Here is a 17,825-nt window from a genome sequence, read left to right as displayed (position 1 = left end):
CAGCCATCCACACTTAACACGACAGCAAAACACATGAGCGCACAAATCCTCGCCGTCGCCAACCAAAAAGGCGGAGTCGGCAAAACCACCACCACCGTCAACCTCGCCGCCTCCCTGGCCTCCAAAGGCCGCCGCGTCCTCGTCGTCGACCTCGACCCCCAAGGCAACGCCACCACAGGCAGCGGCATCAACAAAGCCACCATCGAAAACGGCGTTTACCAAGTTGTCCTCGGCGAAACCGACATCCCCAACGCCGTCGTCCGCAGCAAAGAAGGCGGCTACGACGTATTGGGCGCCAACCGCACACTGGCCGGCGCAGAAGTCGAACTCGTCCAAGAAATCGCACGCGAAATCCGCCTCAAAAACGCCCTGCAGCTCGTTGCCGACGACTACGACTACGTCCTCATCGACTGTCCCCCGTCCCTGACCCTGCTCACCCTCAACGGCTTAGTCGCCGCCAACGGCGTCATCGTCCCCATGCTTTGCGAATACTACGCCCTCGAAGGCATTTCCGACTTAGTGGCTACCGTCCGCAAAATCCGCCAAGCCATCAACCCCGACCTCGACGTAACCGGCATCGTTCGCACCATGTATGACAGCCGCAGCCGCCTCGTCGTCGAAGTCAGCGAACAGCTCAAACAACACTTCGGCAACCTGCTCTTCGATACCGTCATCCCCCGCAACATCCGCCTCGCCGAAGCCCCCAGCCACGGCCTCCCTGCCCTCGCCTACGACGCCCACGCCAAAGGCACCCAAGCTTATCTGGACTTAGCTGATGAACTGATTGCACGGTTGGAAAAATAAACAGAAATATGAATATAAAAAGGCCGTCTGAAAGTGGAGAAATACTTTCAGACGGCCTTTAGTTTGGTTGGAAAGAACATTTTTAAAAGACCGCGTGCGTGCGTACCGCACACACCCTACGCATAAATTTCAAATTCTTTGTGATTCATAGGTAGGGTGTGCGCCCGAAGGCACGCACGCGGTTTGATGTAGGCTACAGCTTGCTATTTAGAAAGATCTATTACAAGGTATAGATGAACAGCTTTTTTCTAAAACCCCACCCGATCCAATTCTTCCAGCAACGCAGGCCGGCGCGGTTTTTCGCTATATCGCTCCCTGATTTCGTCGGCAAAGTCTTCCATCGCCTGCCGTTGTGCGGAATATTGGCGGCGAAGGATCTTTAATTGGTTCAAGAGCTGGCGGTATTGTTTACGGTTGCTTGCCTTATGGATTTCAGCCGCAAAGATTTTCAGGTAGCAAGCCACGATTTGGTCGTGATACAGCTCTGGGAAAGACGGGGCAAAACGTTCCATCATGTACAACGAAAGATGTTGCTGCAATAGGGCGAGCAGCCGGTCGAATTCCTGTTCATGCTCGAATATTTCAGCTTGCAGCGAATATTGACCCGACAAGCGCGCAAGCAGGCGGTTGAATTCATGCGGCCATTCGTCGGCGGAAAACGTGGCTTTCCACGCTTCATAATGCGGCAATGAAAGGCTGGTGGAAAACGCCAAATCCGCTGCGATTTCGCGTACATTTTTGCCGGTTTCCTTCAATACATCGAAAAGTTGCAGTTTCCAGTTGTGCAGTGTGCCGAGTGTTCCTTCATCTTCGGCAATGCTGATGCCTTCACGCAAGAGGCGTTCCGCTTCTGCCCAGTCTTGTTGACCGACAGCTTGTTCTACCGCGATTTGTCTGAATTGCGGCAGGTGCAGATGTCGTCTGAAATAATCCTGCGCGGCAGCAGTATCGCCTTTCGCCTGCAAAACCTGCCAACCCTCAAATGCCCAAAATTCATGTTCCCAACCCGACTTGGTAACAGCCAAACGTTTAGCCACATAATCTTGCCACGCCTGCCATTCACCGCGTAGCCGCCAGATTCGGGCGCGGATTTGGTAGATTTTATTGCCTGCCTCCGAGAAATCAAAATAGCGGCTGTCGTCCAAGCATTTGTCCAAAAAATTAATCAAACGCTTCGGGACATTTTCCATGACCGCCTCTTCCAACAGGTCGAGTGCCATATACATAGCATCGCCCAACATACCGTCCGAATCGTCCGCCTTTTCAAAAGCATCCTGCAAACGCGGTATCAACAGAGGCAAAGCCTGTTGCAATGCCGCCGTTCCCTCCTGCGCCACATCTTCCAACCAGTTTTGCAGCCTGAAGCCCAAATCAGCAGCTTCGTAGTAATCATAATATCGGGTTCGGGAAAAGATTTGCGAGAGCTGCTGCCGATACGGATTGCCGCCCTGTTTAGGCTGCTGCGCGTCAGATTCTGCCGAATGGTTATCCTGAGTTTGAGCGCGCACCGCGTACCACAACGCCGCCATATGCTTACACGCCCCGCCATAAGGACAATCGCAGCCCCCGTCCTTAATGTACAAATCACTATCCAGCTTCAGCCATACCGAATAGTTTTCCGAACCGCACACCTCCGCCCGATAACGCCCTGAGGAAGTTTTTTGGACATCGCGAACCTTGCCCTGCTGAAAATACAGCAGTCCGCGTTCGGCGATGTGGGGTGGGAACAGGTGGAGCGGATGGATACGGGGCATGGTTGGTTTCCAAGAAGTTGTTGAAACATGGAGAGTTTACTGGTTCGGGCGATGTTTGGGGAGAGGGTTGCGGGAAGATTTGTTTAGCAATGTGGCAAAAGGTCGTCTGAAAATGGGTTTCAGACGACCTTTTGGTTTGGGTGGGGCAGGAAGTAGTTTAGAAAGACCACGTGCGTGCCTGAACGTATGCACGTGGTTAGATGCGGGCTACAACTTACTTGAATTGGTTTTTTGATATGTATGACCAGAGACTTAAGAATTTAAATATAATTTAATGATTTCTTGGTCAAATTTCTTTATTCCTTCAAGAAGGGAATTTGACTTATTTAGAGAGTCTTGTGGACTAACACTAGAATTTATTCTACTTTTATGTGAAGTATGCGCGATTTTCCCCCTATCACTACCAAATGCATCCATATTATTTATCCAAGAATCATCTAGATTATCATAATCAACCCCTGTCGGAATAATTATCTTTTTTAAATCATTACGTTTTATTCCATGATTTGATTTAATGATATGGGAATATTGTGACGTAGCCAACTGAATTGCTTCCTTAATATCTTTTGCTTTCTTCGGCTCTCCTTTTTGTTCAACCCAGCTATGGTGGTATGAAGCTAATAAGCAAAAAAGAGTCGGAGAAGTTTTAGATTCATCAGTCCATTGTTTAGCAACATGTTTAATCAAATCGTGACAAACGGTTTCAATATAGGATTCTATTTCTGCATGTACTAGTAATATATAAGCCTCTGTTAATAAGATAGTTTGATCATCATAGTTACCCAATGCATCAAATTTCTTAGGTAACATACTATTTCGCAGATAAGATAATCTTTTTTGTAGATCATTTAGTAGTTTTGTTCTTATATTTTTAGGGTTCATAATTTATTAATCCGACACTAGAGTATATTTGGGTAAATTAGTCCCAATAGTTTCGTTTAAAAATAATGACCAGGTATTTATTCTACATTGAGTGGATGAAAGGCTCTTAGTAGTAGTTTCAAGTGATTTTAGAAAATCTTCCTTGTTAGAACATAAATCTTTAAAGCCTTTTTCAATTGTATTATGAAGTTTATTATCTTCAGTTTTTTTTAAAACCTCTTGATCAGAGAAAGTCAAAATCATAATATCGTATATTGCTCTATTAAATCGAGATTCATAAGACACTTTATTCCATTTTCTATAAGCATTTTCACCAAAAATCTCTACTATACGAGAATGAGCCTTACTGAATAAATTGAATTGATTTTCTAATTCTTCTTTTTTCCCCAAATTTTCAAGCCATGCCTTATTTAACAAATAACATGTGGAATCTAAAAAGCTCTTCAAGTTTCCTGTGTATGCATCTATGAAATTTTTAAAAGCAAAATATCTTAATAATAATTCTGTATCCCTCATCCTGAAATCAACAGTATCATCTTTTAAACCAAGAATATTCTTTAATTCTTGACTTTTCATCGACTTTTCATTTAAAAATTTAACGAATTCCCCAGGATGAAGAGCTTGCCTCAGCTCTTGAGTTGATAGCGGCACACTTCCTGTATTTAATCTTAAGAATACTAGATATAAAAAATCTTCACTCATCCAGTTTTTTATTACTACTGTTCTAATAGGTTGATTTTCAAAGCTTGAAAAATCATCTGATAATTCAATATCTTGTGATAAGTCTTCATAGCTTTTTTTATTAAGTTTTTTTCGAATATCCAATCCTTGTAGATTAAATTTTTTATAATCCAAGCTGCTTTTGGGTATTGTAAATTGACGTAAGCTAAGTAAACGTTGCTTTCCATCTAATACAATATATTTACCTTTTTGATCTTTAGATTCTGCTAACACTATTTGAGGAATTGGTAAACCTAAAATCAAAGATTCTATAAATTGGCTTTTCTTTTTCTTATTCCAAGCATCTCTCCTTTGGAAATCAGGATTTAAAATGATATTTCCTTTTTCTATTTGTCTTATGATAGTTTCAGTAGTCCAATCATTGCTACTAACAACTACATTAGGAATAGATTTAGAGTCAAAGTCTAAATCCTCAGTTACATCTTGATCATCTTCAATATCAAATAAGTCATTAATTTTCATAAATAATATACCTATTAATCAAATTATTAATAATATATGTTAGTAAATATTACACTAATCTTGCAAGATTATACATTGATTTAGTAAGTAAGTTTTATATTATCCCACTCCTTCAACAACCTCTTCACCGACACCGGATACGGTGTCTTCAATTCCTGCGCAAACAGCGATACCCTCAATTCTTCAATCATCCATTTAAACGCGGCGAGGTCGTCTGAAACGGGCAATCCTTGTTTCACCAAGCTATCGGTTTTTTCCTGCCACATTTGTTCCAGCTCTTGAATATCGGCTTCACGGGCTGCGTCGCGGGCGGGGTTGCTGCTGTATTTTTCGAGGCGCAGGGTCATGGCTTTGAGGTAGATGGGGAGGCGCGGCCATTGTGCCCACGGGGTGCGGGTGGCGAAGCCGGCGGCGAGCAGGGTTTGCAGGCGTTGGCGCAGGAGCTGGGTAAGCGGGTGTTTGCCGAGTTTGCTGTTAAGTTCGGCGTAGGCGGCGGCGGTTTCCTGCAAGTAGCGGCTGAGGGCTTCTTTGACGGCGGGCAGGCGGCTGCGGGCGCGTTTGATTTGTTCTTTGAAGGCTTTTTCGTTGCGTGGCAGCTCGTCTTCGCCGATAAAGGCGCGGTCGCAGACGGCTTGGGTGAGGTCGTCGCGCAGGGTGTCGGCGTTGATGTGTTTGAGCAGCATGGCGGCTTGGGTGAAGCCTTGGATGCCTTTGTTCAGGTCTTTAACTTGTTCTTTTAGTTGTAGTTTCATGAGTTCGATCACGCCTAATCTGTGGGCTTGTTCGGCGGCGGCAGACGTGTCGAACAGGCGCAGGGCGATGCGGCCGTCTTTTTCTTTTTGCAGGCCGAGATAGCCGGTGAGCTGTTGTTTGCCGCGTGCGAATTTGATGGATTCGGGCAGGGTGCCGATGTCCCATGCGGTAACGTTGTCGCGCTCGAATTCTTGGGTGTTGTCGCGGAAGGTGGTGGCGGCGGCTTTGCCAAGTTGTTGTTGGATTTGGATTAAATCGCGCCCCATGGCTAATTCTTGCCCGCCGTCGTCGATGATGCGGAGGTTGAAATAGCAGTGTTCGGGCAGCTTGAACGCGGCCCATTCGTCTTGGTTGATTTGCTCGAGTATGCGGATGTCGCCTGCGGTTTTGGCGATGGCTTGGGCGAGCTGGGGCAGGATGGGGGCGTTGCGGTCGGGGTTTTGGCTTAAAAATTGGGTGATGAATTCGGGCACGGGCACGCAGATGCGGCGGATTTGTTTGGGCAGTGCTTTGATTTGCAACTGGATTTTTTCGCGTATCATGCCGGGCACGAGCCATTCTAGGGCGGCGGGGCTGATGCGGTTGAGCACGGTGAGCGGCAGGGTGAGGGTGACGCCGTCGAGCGGGTGGTGCGGATCGAAGCGGTAGCTGAGTTTGAATTTGCCGTCTGCGGTTTGCCAGTGTTTGGGGAATTGTTCTTCGGTGATGTGCGCGGCGGCGTGCTGCATGAGGTCGTCGCGGCTGAGGAACAGCAGGCGCGGGTTGTCGCGCTCGGCGGTTTTGAGCCAGGCTTGGAAGGTGCGGATGTCGGCGAGGGGGAGGGGTTTCAGACGGCCTTTTGGGGGTGCAGGCTGCTTTTTGGGTTTGGGGTCGTCTGAAACATTTTGTAGGGTGTATGAACTCGGTTCACGCACGCGGTTGTCCGTAGCTTTAGAATCCGCGTGCGTGGCTTGCGCTACATAACCTACGTTGTGCAGGCTGCCTGCAACCGTTGAGGCTGCGGTACTCTGTTCCCTCTCCTGTGGGAGAGGGTTAGGGAGAGGGTTTGCTGCGGTTGTGGAAAAGTTGGTTTGTGCGGCAACTGTTTTGCCCTCTCCCCAGCCCTCCCCCACGGGGGAGGGAGCGGTTTGCTGGGGATTTGCAGGATACAGGCCGTCTGAAACCGCATCCGCCGTATAAAAATCGGGCAGGCGTTCGTTATAAAACGCAAACAGGGCTTCATCGTCGACCAATACGTCTTGCTTGCGCGATTTGTGTTCGAGTTCGGTAATTTCTTTAATCAGCTTTTTATTGTGGGCAAAAAAGGCCGTCTGAAGATTGCTTTCCTGCGCCACCAATGCGCCGCGGATAAAGATTTCGCGCGCTTCTTCGGGCGCAACTTTACCGTAAGACACGGGGCGGCGCGGCAATACGGTCAGGCCGTAAAGCGTTACGCGTTCGCTGGCGACGACTTCGCCGCGTTTTTGCTCCCAGTGTGGCTCGAAATAATGATAGCGGACGAGGTGCGGCGCTTCCTGCTCTATCCATTCGGGCTGGATAACGGCGACGTCGCGCGCGTAAAGGCGCGTGGTTTCAACGAGTTCTGCCGCCATCACCCATTTGGGCTTGGCTTTGAACAGGGCGGAGGCGGGGAAAAGGTGGAAGCGGCTGCCGCGCGCGCCGGTGTAGTCGTTGCCGTCGGGCGATTTCATGCCGACGTTGGCGATAAGGCCGGTCAGCAGGGCACGGTGGATTTGTTCGTAGCCCGCTTCTTTGTCGGCACGGATTTGGGCGCGGTGTTGTTTCTTATCCAGTTGTTTTTGTTTGAGTTTTGCCGCCAAATCTTGATCGCCTTGGCTTTCAGCCGGCCTTAATTGTTCTTGGGAAGGAGGTTGTCTAAACGCGGCTTCTTTGGTGGTTAAACCCATTTCAATCGCGGTTTGGGCAAGCTGGTGGTGCAGCTCGCGCCATTCGCGCATCCGCAGGTGCGACAGGAAATATTGACGACACCACTGCACCAGCTGCTTGTTGGACAAACCTTTGTCGCGCTCGCGCTGGAAGCTGTCCCAAATATTCAGGTAGGCAAGGAAGTCAGATTGCTTGTCGGTAAAACGCTCGTGCGCCTTGGCCGCGGCATCGCGTGCTTCCAGCGGCCGCTCGCGCGGGTCTTGAATCGACAGTGCGGACGCGATCACCAATATTTCCGCCATGCAGTCGTGTTTCTTCGCCGCCAGCAAAATGCGCGCGATTTTCGGGTCAATGGGCAGGCGCACCATTTGTTCGCCGAGTTTGGTCAGGCGGTAGCGGTTTGGTTTTTCAGACGGCGTGTTGGGGGTTTTGATGTTTTGCATGGTGGGATTGGTTCGGTTAAAGGGTTTTCAGGCTGCCTGAACGTTTTCAGTGCATAGGATGCACCTACTATTTTTAGATAACATCAATACTACTCTAATAGTAAGATTAAATAGAATTATTTGGGTATCAAGATTTTCTTATTACCATCATTATTAGCTAACTCTAAGCCTTTCAATATATCAACATATCCTTCATATTTAGACATATCAATTAAATACTGAAGATTTTTTTCACCTGTGAAAATCGGAATTAATAACTTAAAGTACCCAAGTAAAAATTGTTTAATTTCATTGGTTATATCATCATGAGGAATAAGTCTAGATAAATAATCAGACTTATCCAATGAATGATACAATTGATACCAATCATTAGACAAATCAAAGTAAAGTATTGGGTAATGATATTTTTCAATAGAACTTAACACATATTGATAATTATGGCTTGTTTTAACTTGAATGCCAGCAGGCTTACCATGGGATGTTGTTGCTCCCACACATAGTAATTGATGTTCTGTGCTTTCCTTATGAACCCAAATAATATCTCTTTGTGTATCATTTGGATTATAATATGTTGGATAATAATATCTTGTTTGCTGAGAACCAGTAGCAACAGCAACATAATTATCTATACTATTTGATAATTTTTCCGCGCATCTTCCATACATACCTAATCTTCTATTTACTTCTTGATACTCTTTGCAAAACTTCGTTACCAATATTTCAGCAATACTACCAATTAGCCTTGTTACATCACTATGCGGATTTGATGTAATAACCTTACTTAATACAAGTTGATTACTTTCAAAATTTAATTTTATTTCAGATTCAGATAATAAAATATCTATTAGACTATGTCCATATAGCAAACTTTCGCTTTCATAATTATTTTCATAATTAAAAAACTTGGTTTCATAATCATTATGAGTAACCACTACTTTTGTATCTGGGGGATATAAAAATCTCCCATAATTCTGTAAACGCAACATATTTTTAGCCTTTTCCTTTGATATTCTTAAATAAGCAGCTTAGATCTTAAATCAACAAATTCAATGCTATTTAAAATTTCTGGTTACTCACTTGAAATCCCCTATTTTATATTTCCCATTTCTTCCACCGCCCCCAATTCCAACAACACCTGAAACCCGTCGTTGATATACCGCTGGTCGGGAGCTTCAAGAAACGGAAACGCTGCCACATCGCCCAGGTTCAGCGATGCCATGCGCAGGATGACGGCGGCGAGGTTGCTGCGGACGATTTCGGGGTCAGTAAATTCGGGGCGACTGTTGAAATCTTCTTCTGAAAACAGTCGGATACATACGCCTGCAGAGACGCGGCCACAGCGGCCGGAGCGTTGGCGGGCGGCGGCTTGGGAGATTTTTTCGACATGAAGCTGCTCCACTTTCGCTCGTGCTGAATAGCGTTTGACGCGCGCGAGGCCGGTGTCGATAACGTATTTGATGCCCGGCACGGTGAGCGAGGTTTCGGCGACGTTGGTTGCTAACACGATGCGGCGTTTCGCGCCTGAGGGGTGGAAGATTTTGTGCTGTTCGGCGTGCGACAGGCGTGCGAACAGGGGCAGGATTTCGTCGTTGCGGCGCAGCGTGGATTTGCGCAGGGCTTCGGCGGCTTCGCGGATTTCGCGTTCGCCTGGCAGGAACACCAAAATATCGCCTTCGCCGTGCCGCGCCAATTCGTCCGCCGCATCGACAATCGCGTCGGTCAGCTCCACTTCTGCGTCGTCTTCGTCTTTGCTGGTCAGAGGGCGGTAGAGGATTTCGACGGGATAGGTGCGCCCGCTTACTTCCAGCACGGGCGCGTCGTTGAAGTGTTGGGAGAAGCGTTCCGCGTCTATGGTTGCCGAGGTGATGATGACTTTTAAATCGGGGCGGCGCGGCAGAAGCTGTTTCAGGTAGCCCAGCAGGAAGTCGATGTTTAGGCTGCGTTCGTGCGCTTCATCGATGATAATCGTGTCGTAGGCGGCGAGATAACGATCGGTCTGGGTTTCCGCCAGCAGGATGCCGTCGGTCATCAGCTTGATGCAGGCATCGCGCGAGGTGTGGTCGGTAAAGCGCACTTTATAGCCGACCGTGCTGCCGATTTCCGATTTCAATTCTTCGGCAATCCGCTCCGCCACTGAGCGCGCAGCCAAACGGCGCGGCTGGGTATGCCCGATCAAACCCGCCGCCCCGCGCCCGAGTTCCAAGCAAATCTTGGGCAGCTGCGTGGTTTTGCCCGAACCGGTTTCGCCGCAAATAATCGTTACCTGATTTTCGGCAATGGCTTTTTTGATTTCGTCGAGCTTTTCGTGAACGGGCAGGGTGTTGTCGAATTCGGGCTTGGGCAGCTTGGACAGGCGTTGCAAATAAAGGTCGTGCGATTTTCGGTATTTTTCTTCGACTTTGGGCAAGCCGCCGTATTTGTTAGGATTTTTGAAGGCGGAACGCAGAAAGTGGCGGTCTTTGGAGAGGGTTTGGGAGAAATCGGGTTGCGGCATGATGGTGCAATAAATTGAATATTGTGAAAAGAATGGAATTATAGCAAAAGGCCGTCTGAAACTTGCTTGCTTTCAAGTTTCAGACGGCCTTTGTATGGATAAACCGTTTTAGTCGGCGGCGTGCCAAGGTTTTTGCATACCGGCGTGGAAACTTGGTTTTTCTCCGCCCCACAAGGTGTCGATGTCGTAGAAGTCACGCACGGCAGGGAGCATGACGTGGACAACGAGGTCGCCTGCGTCGACGAGCGTCCATTCGCCGCTGTCGCCTTCGGTGCTGAGGATTTCAAAACCGGCTTCTTTCAAATCGACGGCAACGTTGTTCGCCAGTGCTTTGACTTGGCGTGTGCTGTCGCCGCTGGCAATAATCATGCGGGCGAACAGGGAGGTTTTGTCTTGGGTTTCCAAAACAGAGATGTCTTTGGCTTTGATGTCTTCGAGGGCGTTTACGGCCACTTCGACCATTTTTTGCAGGTCTTGCAATTCTTGTTCGTTCATTATTTTCCTAGTTGAAATGTTTTCAGACGGCATTATAGCTTATCTGCCTGAATAAACGCTATTTTTCATAGAGTTTGTGTTGGCGGATGTATTGGGCGACAGGTTGCGGCAGGCCGTCTGAATGGTGGGTTTTAGCGAGATCGGCACGGATTTGGGTGGAGCTGGTGTTGTGCAGCGGCGCGTCGAGGATGCGGACGCTGCCGTTTTGCAGGGCTTCGCCGAGCCATGCGTGCAATTCGCGCGGGGTTTTGTTGAGGTTGTCGCCTTGGCGCATAGCAATGGCGATATGGGTCTGGCGCACGAGGGTTTGCCATTTTTTCCATGTGTGCAGCTGCATCAGGCTGTCGCTGCCCATCAGCCACCACAGTTGCGCGCCGGGAAACTGCTGGCGGAAGATTTGGACGGTGTCAAACGTATAGGTCGCACCATCGCGGACGATGTCGCAGTCGCTGGCGGCGAATTTCGGCTCGTCGGCGATGGCGAGTTCGACCATATTGAGGCGCTCTTGTGCCGGCGTGCGCGTGCTGTCTTTGTGGTATGGGTCGCCTGCCGGCAGGAAGACGACAAGGTCCAAACCGATTTCGTCAGCGAAGGCGCGGGCGATGTGAAGGTGGCCGTTGTGGATGGGGTCAAACGTGCCGCCGAATAATCCGATGTTTTTCATTTCGTGGTGGTGTCTGCGTTAGATGTTTTGGCCGTCTAAAGCAGGTAGGCTGCCGTCAATAATCAGGTTGAGCTTGCCTGTGGTCGGGTGGATGACCAGGCCGTGGATGGCGATGTTGTCGGGCATCAGCGGATGTTTGCGAATCAGCTCGACGGTATGGCGCACGCTGTCTTCGACGTTGTCAAAACCGGTCAGCCAGCCGTCCAAATCGATACCGGCATTGCGCAGGGTTTCGATGCGGTCGTCGGGGATATTGCTGTCGTGTACGCGTTGGAGGAACTCTTCAGCGTGCAATCCGCGCATACCGCAGTCGTGGTGGGCAATGACCATGATTTCTTTGACTTTGAGTTCAAATACGGCCACCAACAAACTGCGCATCACCGAACCCCAAGGGTGGGTCACCAGCGCACCGGCGTTTTTGATGAGCTTGGCATCGCCGTTTTTCAAGCCCAAGGCATTGGGCAGCAATTCGATAATGCGTGCGTCCATGCAGGAAAGAATGGCCAGCTCGCGGCCGGGGTATTTGTTGGTGAAATATTTTTCGTACTCTCCCGATTCAACGAAATGTTGGTTGTAGGAAAGGATATCGGTCAATTCACTCATGATGATGTGCTCTTTTCGGATGATTTACTCTATTATAGCGGTTTTCAAGGGGTATGGTCGTTTTGCAAATTCGCCGTAAACGGCTAAAATCGACGTATCTTTAGTTCTTTTGGAGGATGCGCCATGTCTCAGTCTTTCCGTTTTGAACAAGTATTCACACCCGATGTCCACGACGCATTGTGGGATTGGGCGCAAACAAGCTATGGCGCATCCGACGATTGGTGCATTCTGTATCTCAACGGCCTGCCTTTAGGCCGTCTGAACCCGTTATGGCGCGAACGCCTCGGACAAGATTGGACAGGCAGGCAGGCACCCCTTTCAGACGGCCTGAATTTGGAAACAGACAGCTGGACTCAGATGGGTGACAGTTTGCAAACGCTGGCGCAACAATGGCGCGAGTGCGGTTGGCTCAAAGGTTGGCGCGGTGAAAAGTTTGACATCTGCGACCAGTCGGGTAAGCCTTTATGCGCACTCGAACGCGCCGCCTTCCGTCCGTTCGGCCTGATGAGTCAGGCAGTTCACTTAAACGGGTTGGTCGAAACAGAAGACGGTTTACGCTTTTGGATAGGCCGCCGCAGTCCGCACAAAGCCGTCGATCCGAACAAACTCGACAACCTGACCGGCGGCGGCATCAGCAGTGGCGAGAGGCCGTCTGAAGCCGTCTGCCGCGAAGGCGAAGAAGAAGCCGGCATTCCCGCTTCTCTGACACCCCATATCCGACCGACCGCCCAAATATATAGTTTGCGCCCCGTTAATCGCGGTGTCCACAACGAAATCCTGTATATCTTCGACATCGTCCTGCCCGAAGGCTTCCAACCCGCCAACCAAGACGGCGAAGTCGCCGGTTTTGAACTGATGGACATCCCCACCCTGCTCGATGCCATGTTGGGCGGACACATGATGCACGATGCCCAGTTGGTCACGATCGAAGCCTGCCGTCGATACGGCCTAATCGACCCCAAACATCCGCTGTCCGCATGGCTCGACAGCATCCGTTGCCGACCCCATTTTTAAAGGCCGTCTGAAACCATGTTGCAACTTAAAAACATCAACAAACGCTTCGGCAGCAAAACCGTTGCCCAAGACATCAACCTAAACGTCGAAGCAGGCGAAATCCTCGCCGTACTCGGCCGCTCCGGCTGCGGCAAATCCACCCTGCTCAAAACCATCGTCGGCCTGGTGCATCCAGACAGCGGCGAAGTCTGGCTCAACGGCGACAACATCACCGACATGCCGTCTGAAAAACGCAATATCTCGCTGATGTTTCAAGACTACGCCCTTTTGCCGCATTTAACCGCCCTCGACAACGTCGGCTTCGGCCTCAAAATGCGCCGCCTGCCCAAAGCCGACATCGAAGAACAATCCATGCAGGCCTTGCGCGACATCGGTTTGGAACACGAAGCGCAACGCAAACCCGAAAGCCTCTCCGGCGGTGAACAGCAACGCCTCGCTCTCGCACGCGCCCTCATCACGCGCCCGTCGCTGTTGCTCTTGGACGAAGCCTTCTCCAGCCTCGACACCCACCTGCGCCACCACCTGCGCACCCTGACCGCCGAACGCATCCGCAGTCAAAACATCCCCGCCATCCTCGTGACCCACTCTGCCGAGGAAGCCTGCACCATGGCCGACACCATCGCCATCATGCACGAAGGCCGCATCCTCCAACACGGCACACCGGAAACCCTTATCCGCCGCCCCGTCAATGCCCAAGCTGCCTTACTGCTCGGTTTGGCCAACACCGGCGACACACGCTACATTCCCCAACACGCCATCCGATTCGACCCGAACGGCACGTCCGTCCGCATCAACGAAGCCGTCCCCCTCGCCGAAGGCACACGCCTTACCCTCGTCCATCCGCAATACGGCGATTTGATTTGGTATCCCCACGCCGACCACGATACGGACAAACCGCAAACCGGACAGGAAATCCGCATCAGCGTGGATGAAAGTCAGATTGTTTGGTTTGATTGAATTTGATGGATTAAAAAAAGAAAAAGGCCGTCTGAAATTTAAGTTTCAGACGGCCTTTGTTATCTAAGCCATCAATCAGACAAACCCATCTGATCTACAATCGCTATTTACTTCACTTTCGTACATACCTCACGGGAAGTTCCATCCTCAGACACCAATTTGCCTGTTTTATCCATTTGATAAACCTCGTCTTCACCGGGCTTGTCCATCTGCGCGACCAATCCGGTGTATATCATACTTTCCAAGAATTGGCCGTCTTCTGATTCTTCCAACCATGCCAATGTTTCAGGGCTGTGGAGTCGTGAAACTTCGCTGTACTTGATTTGGCTTTGAGTTAAGGCTTTGTTCGCAAAACGCCATTTACCCCTACCGACAACATGGTACGCTAAGACATTGCCGTCATCGTCCACTTTGAGCTTAGCGTCGCCACGGAAACTGCCGTCCTGAAGATATTCGACTTTTGTATCACTGTGGATGTTTTCATCAGAGCCAACGCAATGCCATGTACCGACAATCGGAGAAGCCAGGGCGGTTGTTGCGGATAAAAGTATCGGCAAAATAAAGAGTTGCATCTATTTCCTTTCTTAAAAGAGGCCGTCTGAAAAGTTGCAATGACATTGAAGCTGCATTTTCAGACGGCCTTTGCGAGTATTCTGTCGCAGGCAGACGTTCAAGAGATGTAAATCACGAGGACGGCAATCAGCACCAGCTGGACACCCAGCTTTATCAGCGCGGTACGGCTGACGAAGTAGATAAACCAAGTGCCGGTCAGAATCAACAGTAGAATAATCAGCCACGGCCGCCATTTGTTGAGGTGGACGGCTTCGGTAAAGCAGGTATGAATATGAAGTACGACGATGGCGACGATGAGCAATATAGGCACGATGAAGTCCATAATTTGATTTCCTTTTGATAAGGCCGTCTGAAAACCGTGGTTTCAGGTTTTCAGACGGCCTTGTCTATTCAATCAAAATCAGTCTTTCAACTTCGCCAACTGAGTTTGAACTTTCGCCATTTTGTCTTCCAATTCCGCCAAATCGGCTTTGTCTTTTTCCACCAGATGCGCCGGGGCTTTTTCGGTGTAGCCGGGTTTGGAGAGTTTGGCGTTGAGTTTGTCCAAGGCTTTTTGCAGCTTCTCGGCTTCTTTGCTCAAACGAGCGGTTTCGGCGGCTTTGTCGATTTCGACTTTCAACATCAGGCGCGCGCCGTTGCAGACGGCGACGGGGGCGTCTTCCGCTTCGGGCAGGCTGTCCACCAGCTTGGCTTCAGTCAGTCGGGTCAGCGACGGCAGGTATTTGAGCAGGCCTTCGAGTTCTGCACTGCCTTCGACGAAGAGCGGCGCTTTGACGTTTGGCGCGATACCCATTTCGCCGCGCAGTTTGCGCACTTCTTCCACCAAGTCTTTCAATGCAGCCATTTTGTCGAAGGCCGTCTGAACGATTTTTTCTTTATCGGCTTGCGGATAGGCGGCCAACATGATGCTGTCGGCGGTTTTGGCATTCGCCAGAGGCGCAACGACCTGCCACAGCTCTTCGGTAATGAAAGGCATGATTGGGTGCAGCAGGCGCAGGATGGTTTCGAGTACGCGCACGAGGGTGCGGCGTGTGGTGCGCTGGGTTGTCGGGCAGCCGGTTTGGATTTGCACTTTTGCCAGCTCGATGTACCAGTCGCAATATTCGTTCCACACAAATTCGTACAGCGTTTGCGCGGCAAGGTCAAAGCGGTAGGTTTCAAAGGCTTCGGCAACGGCGGCTTCGGCTTGTTGCAGTTTGCCGATAATCCATTGGTCGGCAAAGGTAAACGCCAACGGCTGCATTTCGTCTTGACCGCAGTCTTTGTCTTCGGTGTTCATCAACACGAAGTTGGTGGCGTTCCACAATTTATTGCAGAAGTTGCGGTAGCCTTCGGCGCGTTTGAAGTCGAAGTTGACGCTGCGGCCGAGGCTGGCGTAGCTCGCCATGGTGAAGCGCAATGCGTCCGCGCCCATGCTCGGAATGCCTTCGGGGAAGAGTTTTTTGGTGGCTTCTTCCACTTTCGGCGCGGTTTCGGGTTTGCGCAGGCCGGTGGTACGTTTCACCAGCAGTTTTTCCAAGTCGATGCCGTCGATCAAATCCACAGGGTCGATGACGTTGCCTTCGGATTTGGACATTTTTTTGCCTTCGTGGTCGCGCACGATGCCGTGGATATACACGTCTTTAAACGGTACTTTGCCGGTGAAGTGGGTGGTCATCATAATCATGCGCGCCACCCAGAAGAAGATGATTTCGTAACCTGTTACCAAGACATTGGATGGCAGGAAGGCTTTGAGTTCGTCGGTTTCAGACGGCCAGCCGAGTGTAGAGAACGGCACGAGCGCGGAGGAGAACCATGTATCCAATACGTCTTCTTCGCGGGTCAAACCAGTTTTGCCGGCTTGTTTTTCGGCTTCTTCCTGATTACGGGCAACGTACACATTGCCTTCATTGTCGTACCATGCAGGGATTTGATGGCCCCACCACAGTTGGCGCGAGATACACCAGTCTTGGATGTTGTTCATCCATTGGTTGTAAGTGTTGACCCAGTTTTCAGGGATAAAGCGTACCGCGCCGCTGTCGACGGCTTTTTTGGCTTTGTCGGCGAGGCTCAAGCCTTTGAATTCGCTGTCAGGCTCGCCGCCGTTTGGCGTAGCGGACATGGCGACAAACCATTGGCTGGTCAGCATCGGCTCAATCACCGAACCTGTGCGGTCGCCTTTCGGCGTCATCAGCGTGTGCGCTTTGATTTCGACCAAGAAGCCTTGTTCCTGCAAATCGGCAACCATTTGTTTGCGCGCGGCAAAGCGGTCTAAGCCTGCGTATTTTTCAGGCAGGGCAAAACCTTGTTGCGCTTCGCCTTTGAAGTTGAACACTTCGGCGTTTGCCAACACTTTGGCTTCCAAGTCGAACACGTTAATCAGACGCGTGTCGTGGCGTTTGCCGACTTCGTAGTCGTTGAAGTCGTGCGCAGGCGTGATTTTCACGCAGCCTGTGCCGAAGTCTTTTTCAACGTATTCGTCGGCAATCACGGGGATGGTGCGGCCGGTCAGCGGCAGGATTAACTCTTTGCCGATTAAGTGGGTGTAACGTTCGTCTTCGGGATTGACGGCTACGGCAACGTCGCCCAGCAGCGTTTCGGGGCGGGTAGTCGCCACGATAACGGCTTCGGCAGGATTGTCGGCCAGCGGATAGCGGATGTGCCACATAGAGCCTTGTTCTTCCACGCTTTCCACTTCCAAATCAGACACTGCCGTACCCAATACCGGATCCCAGTTTACCAAGCGTTTGCCGCGGTAAATCAAGCCCTGTTCAAACAGGCGCACAAACACTTCGGTCACGGTTTCGGCACGCACGTCGTCCATCGTGAAATACTCGCGCGTCCAGTCGGCGGAACAGCCCACGCGGCGCATCTGCTGCGTAATCGTGCCGCCGGACACTTCTTTCCATTCCCACACTTTTTCCAAGAATTTTTCACGCCCCAAGTCATGACGGGACACGTTTTGCGCGGCAAGCTGACGCTCGACCACAATCTGCGTGGCGATGCCCGCATGGTCGGTGCCGGGAATCCAGGCGGTGTTGCAGCCTTTCATGCGGTAGTAGCGGGTCAGGCCGTCCATAATGGTTTGGTTGAAGGCATGACCCATGTGCAGCGTGCCGGTTACATTGGGCGGCGGCAGTTGGATGGAAAAAGACGGTTTGGTCAAATCCATATCGGGCTGGAAATAGCCCTGCTCTTCCCAGTTTTGATAATGTTCGGATTCAATTTCGGCTGGATTGTATTTGTCTAACATGATGGAACTTTGTGAAATTAAGGTTATTTTTGATGTGCGGATTATAACGCAAAAAGGCCGTCTGAAT

General features: G+C 50.2%; 15 protein-coding genes. 3 read left to right on the top strand and 12 right to left on the bottom strand.

From position 1 onward, the window contains the following. Window positions 1-33 precede the first annotated feature (33 nt). On the top strand, window positions 34-804 hold the full coding sequence (locus tag O3660_RS07885) for a ParA family protein (RefSeq protein ID WP_049336841.1): 771 nt from the start codon (window positions 34-36) through the stop codon (window positions 802-804). A 248-nt stretch (window positions 805-1,052) separates the two neighbouring features. On the opposite strand, the gene O3660_RS07880 is transcribed toward O3660_RS07885, so the two are convergent. The 9 genes from O3660_RS07880 to O3660_RS07840 form a co-directional block, all read right to left on the bottom strand. After that, window positions 1,053-2,558, bottom strand: coding sequence for a hypothetical protein (locus tag O3660_RS07880; RefSeq protein WP_080974684.1), 1,506 nt, complete (start codon window positions 2,556-2,558; stop codon window positions 1,053-1,055). A gap of 252 nt (window positions 2,559-2,810) precedes the next feature. After that, window positions 2,811-3,440 (bottom strand): HEPN domain-containing protein, encoded by a 630-nt coding sequence (locus tag O3660_RS07875; RefSeq protein WP_371464802.1) that lies wholly within the window; start codon window positions 3,438-3,440, stop codon window positions 2,811-2,813. A 6-nt stretch (window positions 3,441-3,446) separates the two neighbouring features. After that, window positions 3,447-4,643 (bottom strand): DUF262 domain-containing protein, encoded by a 1,197-nt coding sequence (locus O3660_RS07870; RefSeq protein WP_049352648.1) that lies wholly within the window; start codon window positions 4,641-4,643, stop codon window positions 3,447-3,449. Window positions 4,644-4,723: 80 nt separating this feature from the next. Next, entirely contained in the window at window positions 4,724-7,726 is a 3,003-nt protein-coding gene (locus O3660_RS07865) for a DUF3418 domain-containing protein (protein ID WP_049352647.1), read from the bottom strand. Window positions 7,727-7,842: 116 nt separating this feature from the next. Then, a complete protein-coding gene (locus tag O3660_RS07860) occupies window positions 7,843-8,712 on the bottom strand; it encodes a hypothetical protein (protein WP_080974683.1) in 870 nt (289 codons plus the stop codon). A 101-nt stretch (window positions 8,713-8,813) separates the two neighbouring features. Further along, on the bottom strand, window positions 8,814-10,220 hold the full coding sequence (hrpA, locus tag O3660_RS07855) for an ATP-dependent RNA helicase HrpA (RefSeq protein WP_080974682.1): 1,407 nt from the start codon (window positions 10,218-10,220) through the stop codon (window positions 8,814-8,816). Between the two features lie 108 nt (window positions 10,221-10,328). Continuing rightward, entirely contained in the window at window positions 10,329-10,715 is a 387-nt protein-coding gene (gene rsfS, locus O3660_RS07850; RefSeq protein ID WP_002246503.1) for a ribosome silencing factor, read from the bottom strand. Window positions 10,716-10,773: 58 nt separating this feature from the next. Beyond that, window positions 10,774-11,379 carry a nicotinate-nucleotide adenylyltransferase gene (nadD, locus tag O3660_RS07845; protein WP_049352645.1) on the bottom strand — a complete coding sequence of 202 codons (606 nt, stop codon included), beginning with the start codon at window positions 11,377-11,379 and terminating at the stop codon, window positions 10,774-10,776. Window positions 11,380-11,397: 18 nt separating this feature from the next. After that, the gene (locus tag O3660_RS07840; protein ID WP_049352643.1) at window positions 11,398-11,982 is read right to left on the bottom strand and encodes a carbonic anhydrase; all 585 of its coding nucleotides are present in this window, start codon (window positions 11,980-11,982) and stop codon (window positions 11,398-11,400) included. A gap of 123 nt (window positions 11,983-12,105) precedes the next feature. On the opposite strand from O3660_RS07840, the gene O3660_RS07835 reads away from it, so the two are divergent. Then, complete coding sequence (locus tag O3660_RS07835) at window positions 12,106-12,996, top strand: NUDIX domain-containing protein (protein ID WP_049352641.1); 891 nt, start codon at window positions 12,106-12,108, stop codon at window positions 12,994-12,996. A 15-nt stretch (window positions 12,997-13,011) separates the two neighbouring features. Further along, window positions 13,012-13,953: an ABC transporter ATP-binding protein gene (locus O3660_RS07830; protein ID WP_049352638.1), complete on the top strand. Its 942-nt coding sequence runs from the start codon at window positions 13,012-13,014 to the stop codon at window positions 13,951-13,953. A 107-nt stretch (window positions 13,954-14,060) separates the two neighbouring features. Here the strand turns inward: O3660_RS07830 and O3660_RS07825 are convergent, their stop codons facing one another. The 3 genes from O3660_RS07825 to O3660_RS07815 form a co-directional block, all read right to left on the bottom strand. Beyond that, a complete protein-coding gene (locus O3660_RS07825; RefSeq protein WP_049352636.1) occupies window positions 14,061-14,525 on the bottom strand; it encodes a hypothetical protein in 465 nt (154 codons plus the stop codon). 98 nt (window positions 14,526-14,623) lie between these two features. Beyond that, window positions 14,624-14,851: a hypothetical protein gene (locus O3660_RS07820; RefSeq protein ID WP_049352634.1), complete on the bottom strand. Its 228-nt coding sequence runs from the start codon at window positions 14,849-14,851 to the stop codon at window positions 14,624-14,626. 75 nt (window positions 14,852-14,926) lie between these two features. After that, window positions 14,927-17,758, bottom strand: coding sequence for a valine--tRNA ligase (locus tag O3660_RS07815; protein ID WP_049352633.1), 2,832 nt, complete (start codon window positions 17,756-17,758; stop codon window positions 14,927-14,929). Window positions 17,759-17,825 lie beyond the last annotated feature (67 nt).

This window comes from Neisseria sp. 27098_8_139, from assembly GCF_041433195.1.
Classification (GTDB): Bacteria; Pseudomonadota; Gammaproteobacteria; order Burkholderiales; family Neisseriaceae; genus Neisseria; species Neisseria subflava.
The sequence above is the reverse complement of the archived record's forward strand: the minus strand, read 5'-3'. Positions and strand labels throughout refer to the sequence as shown.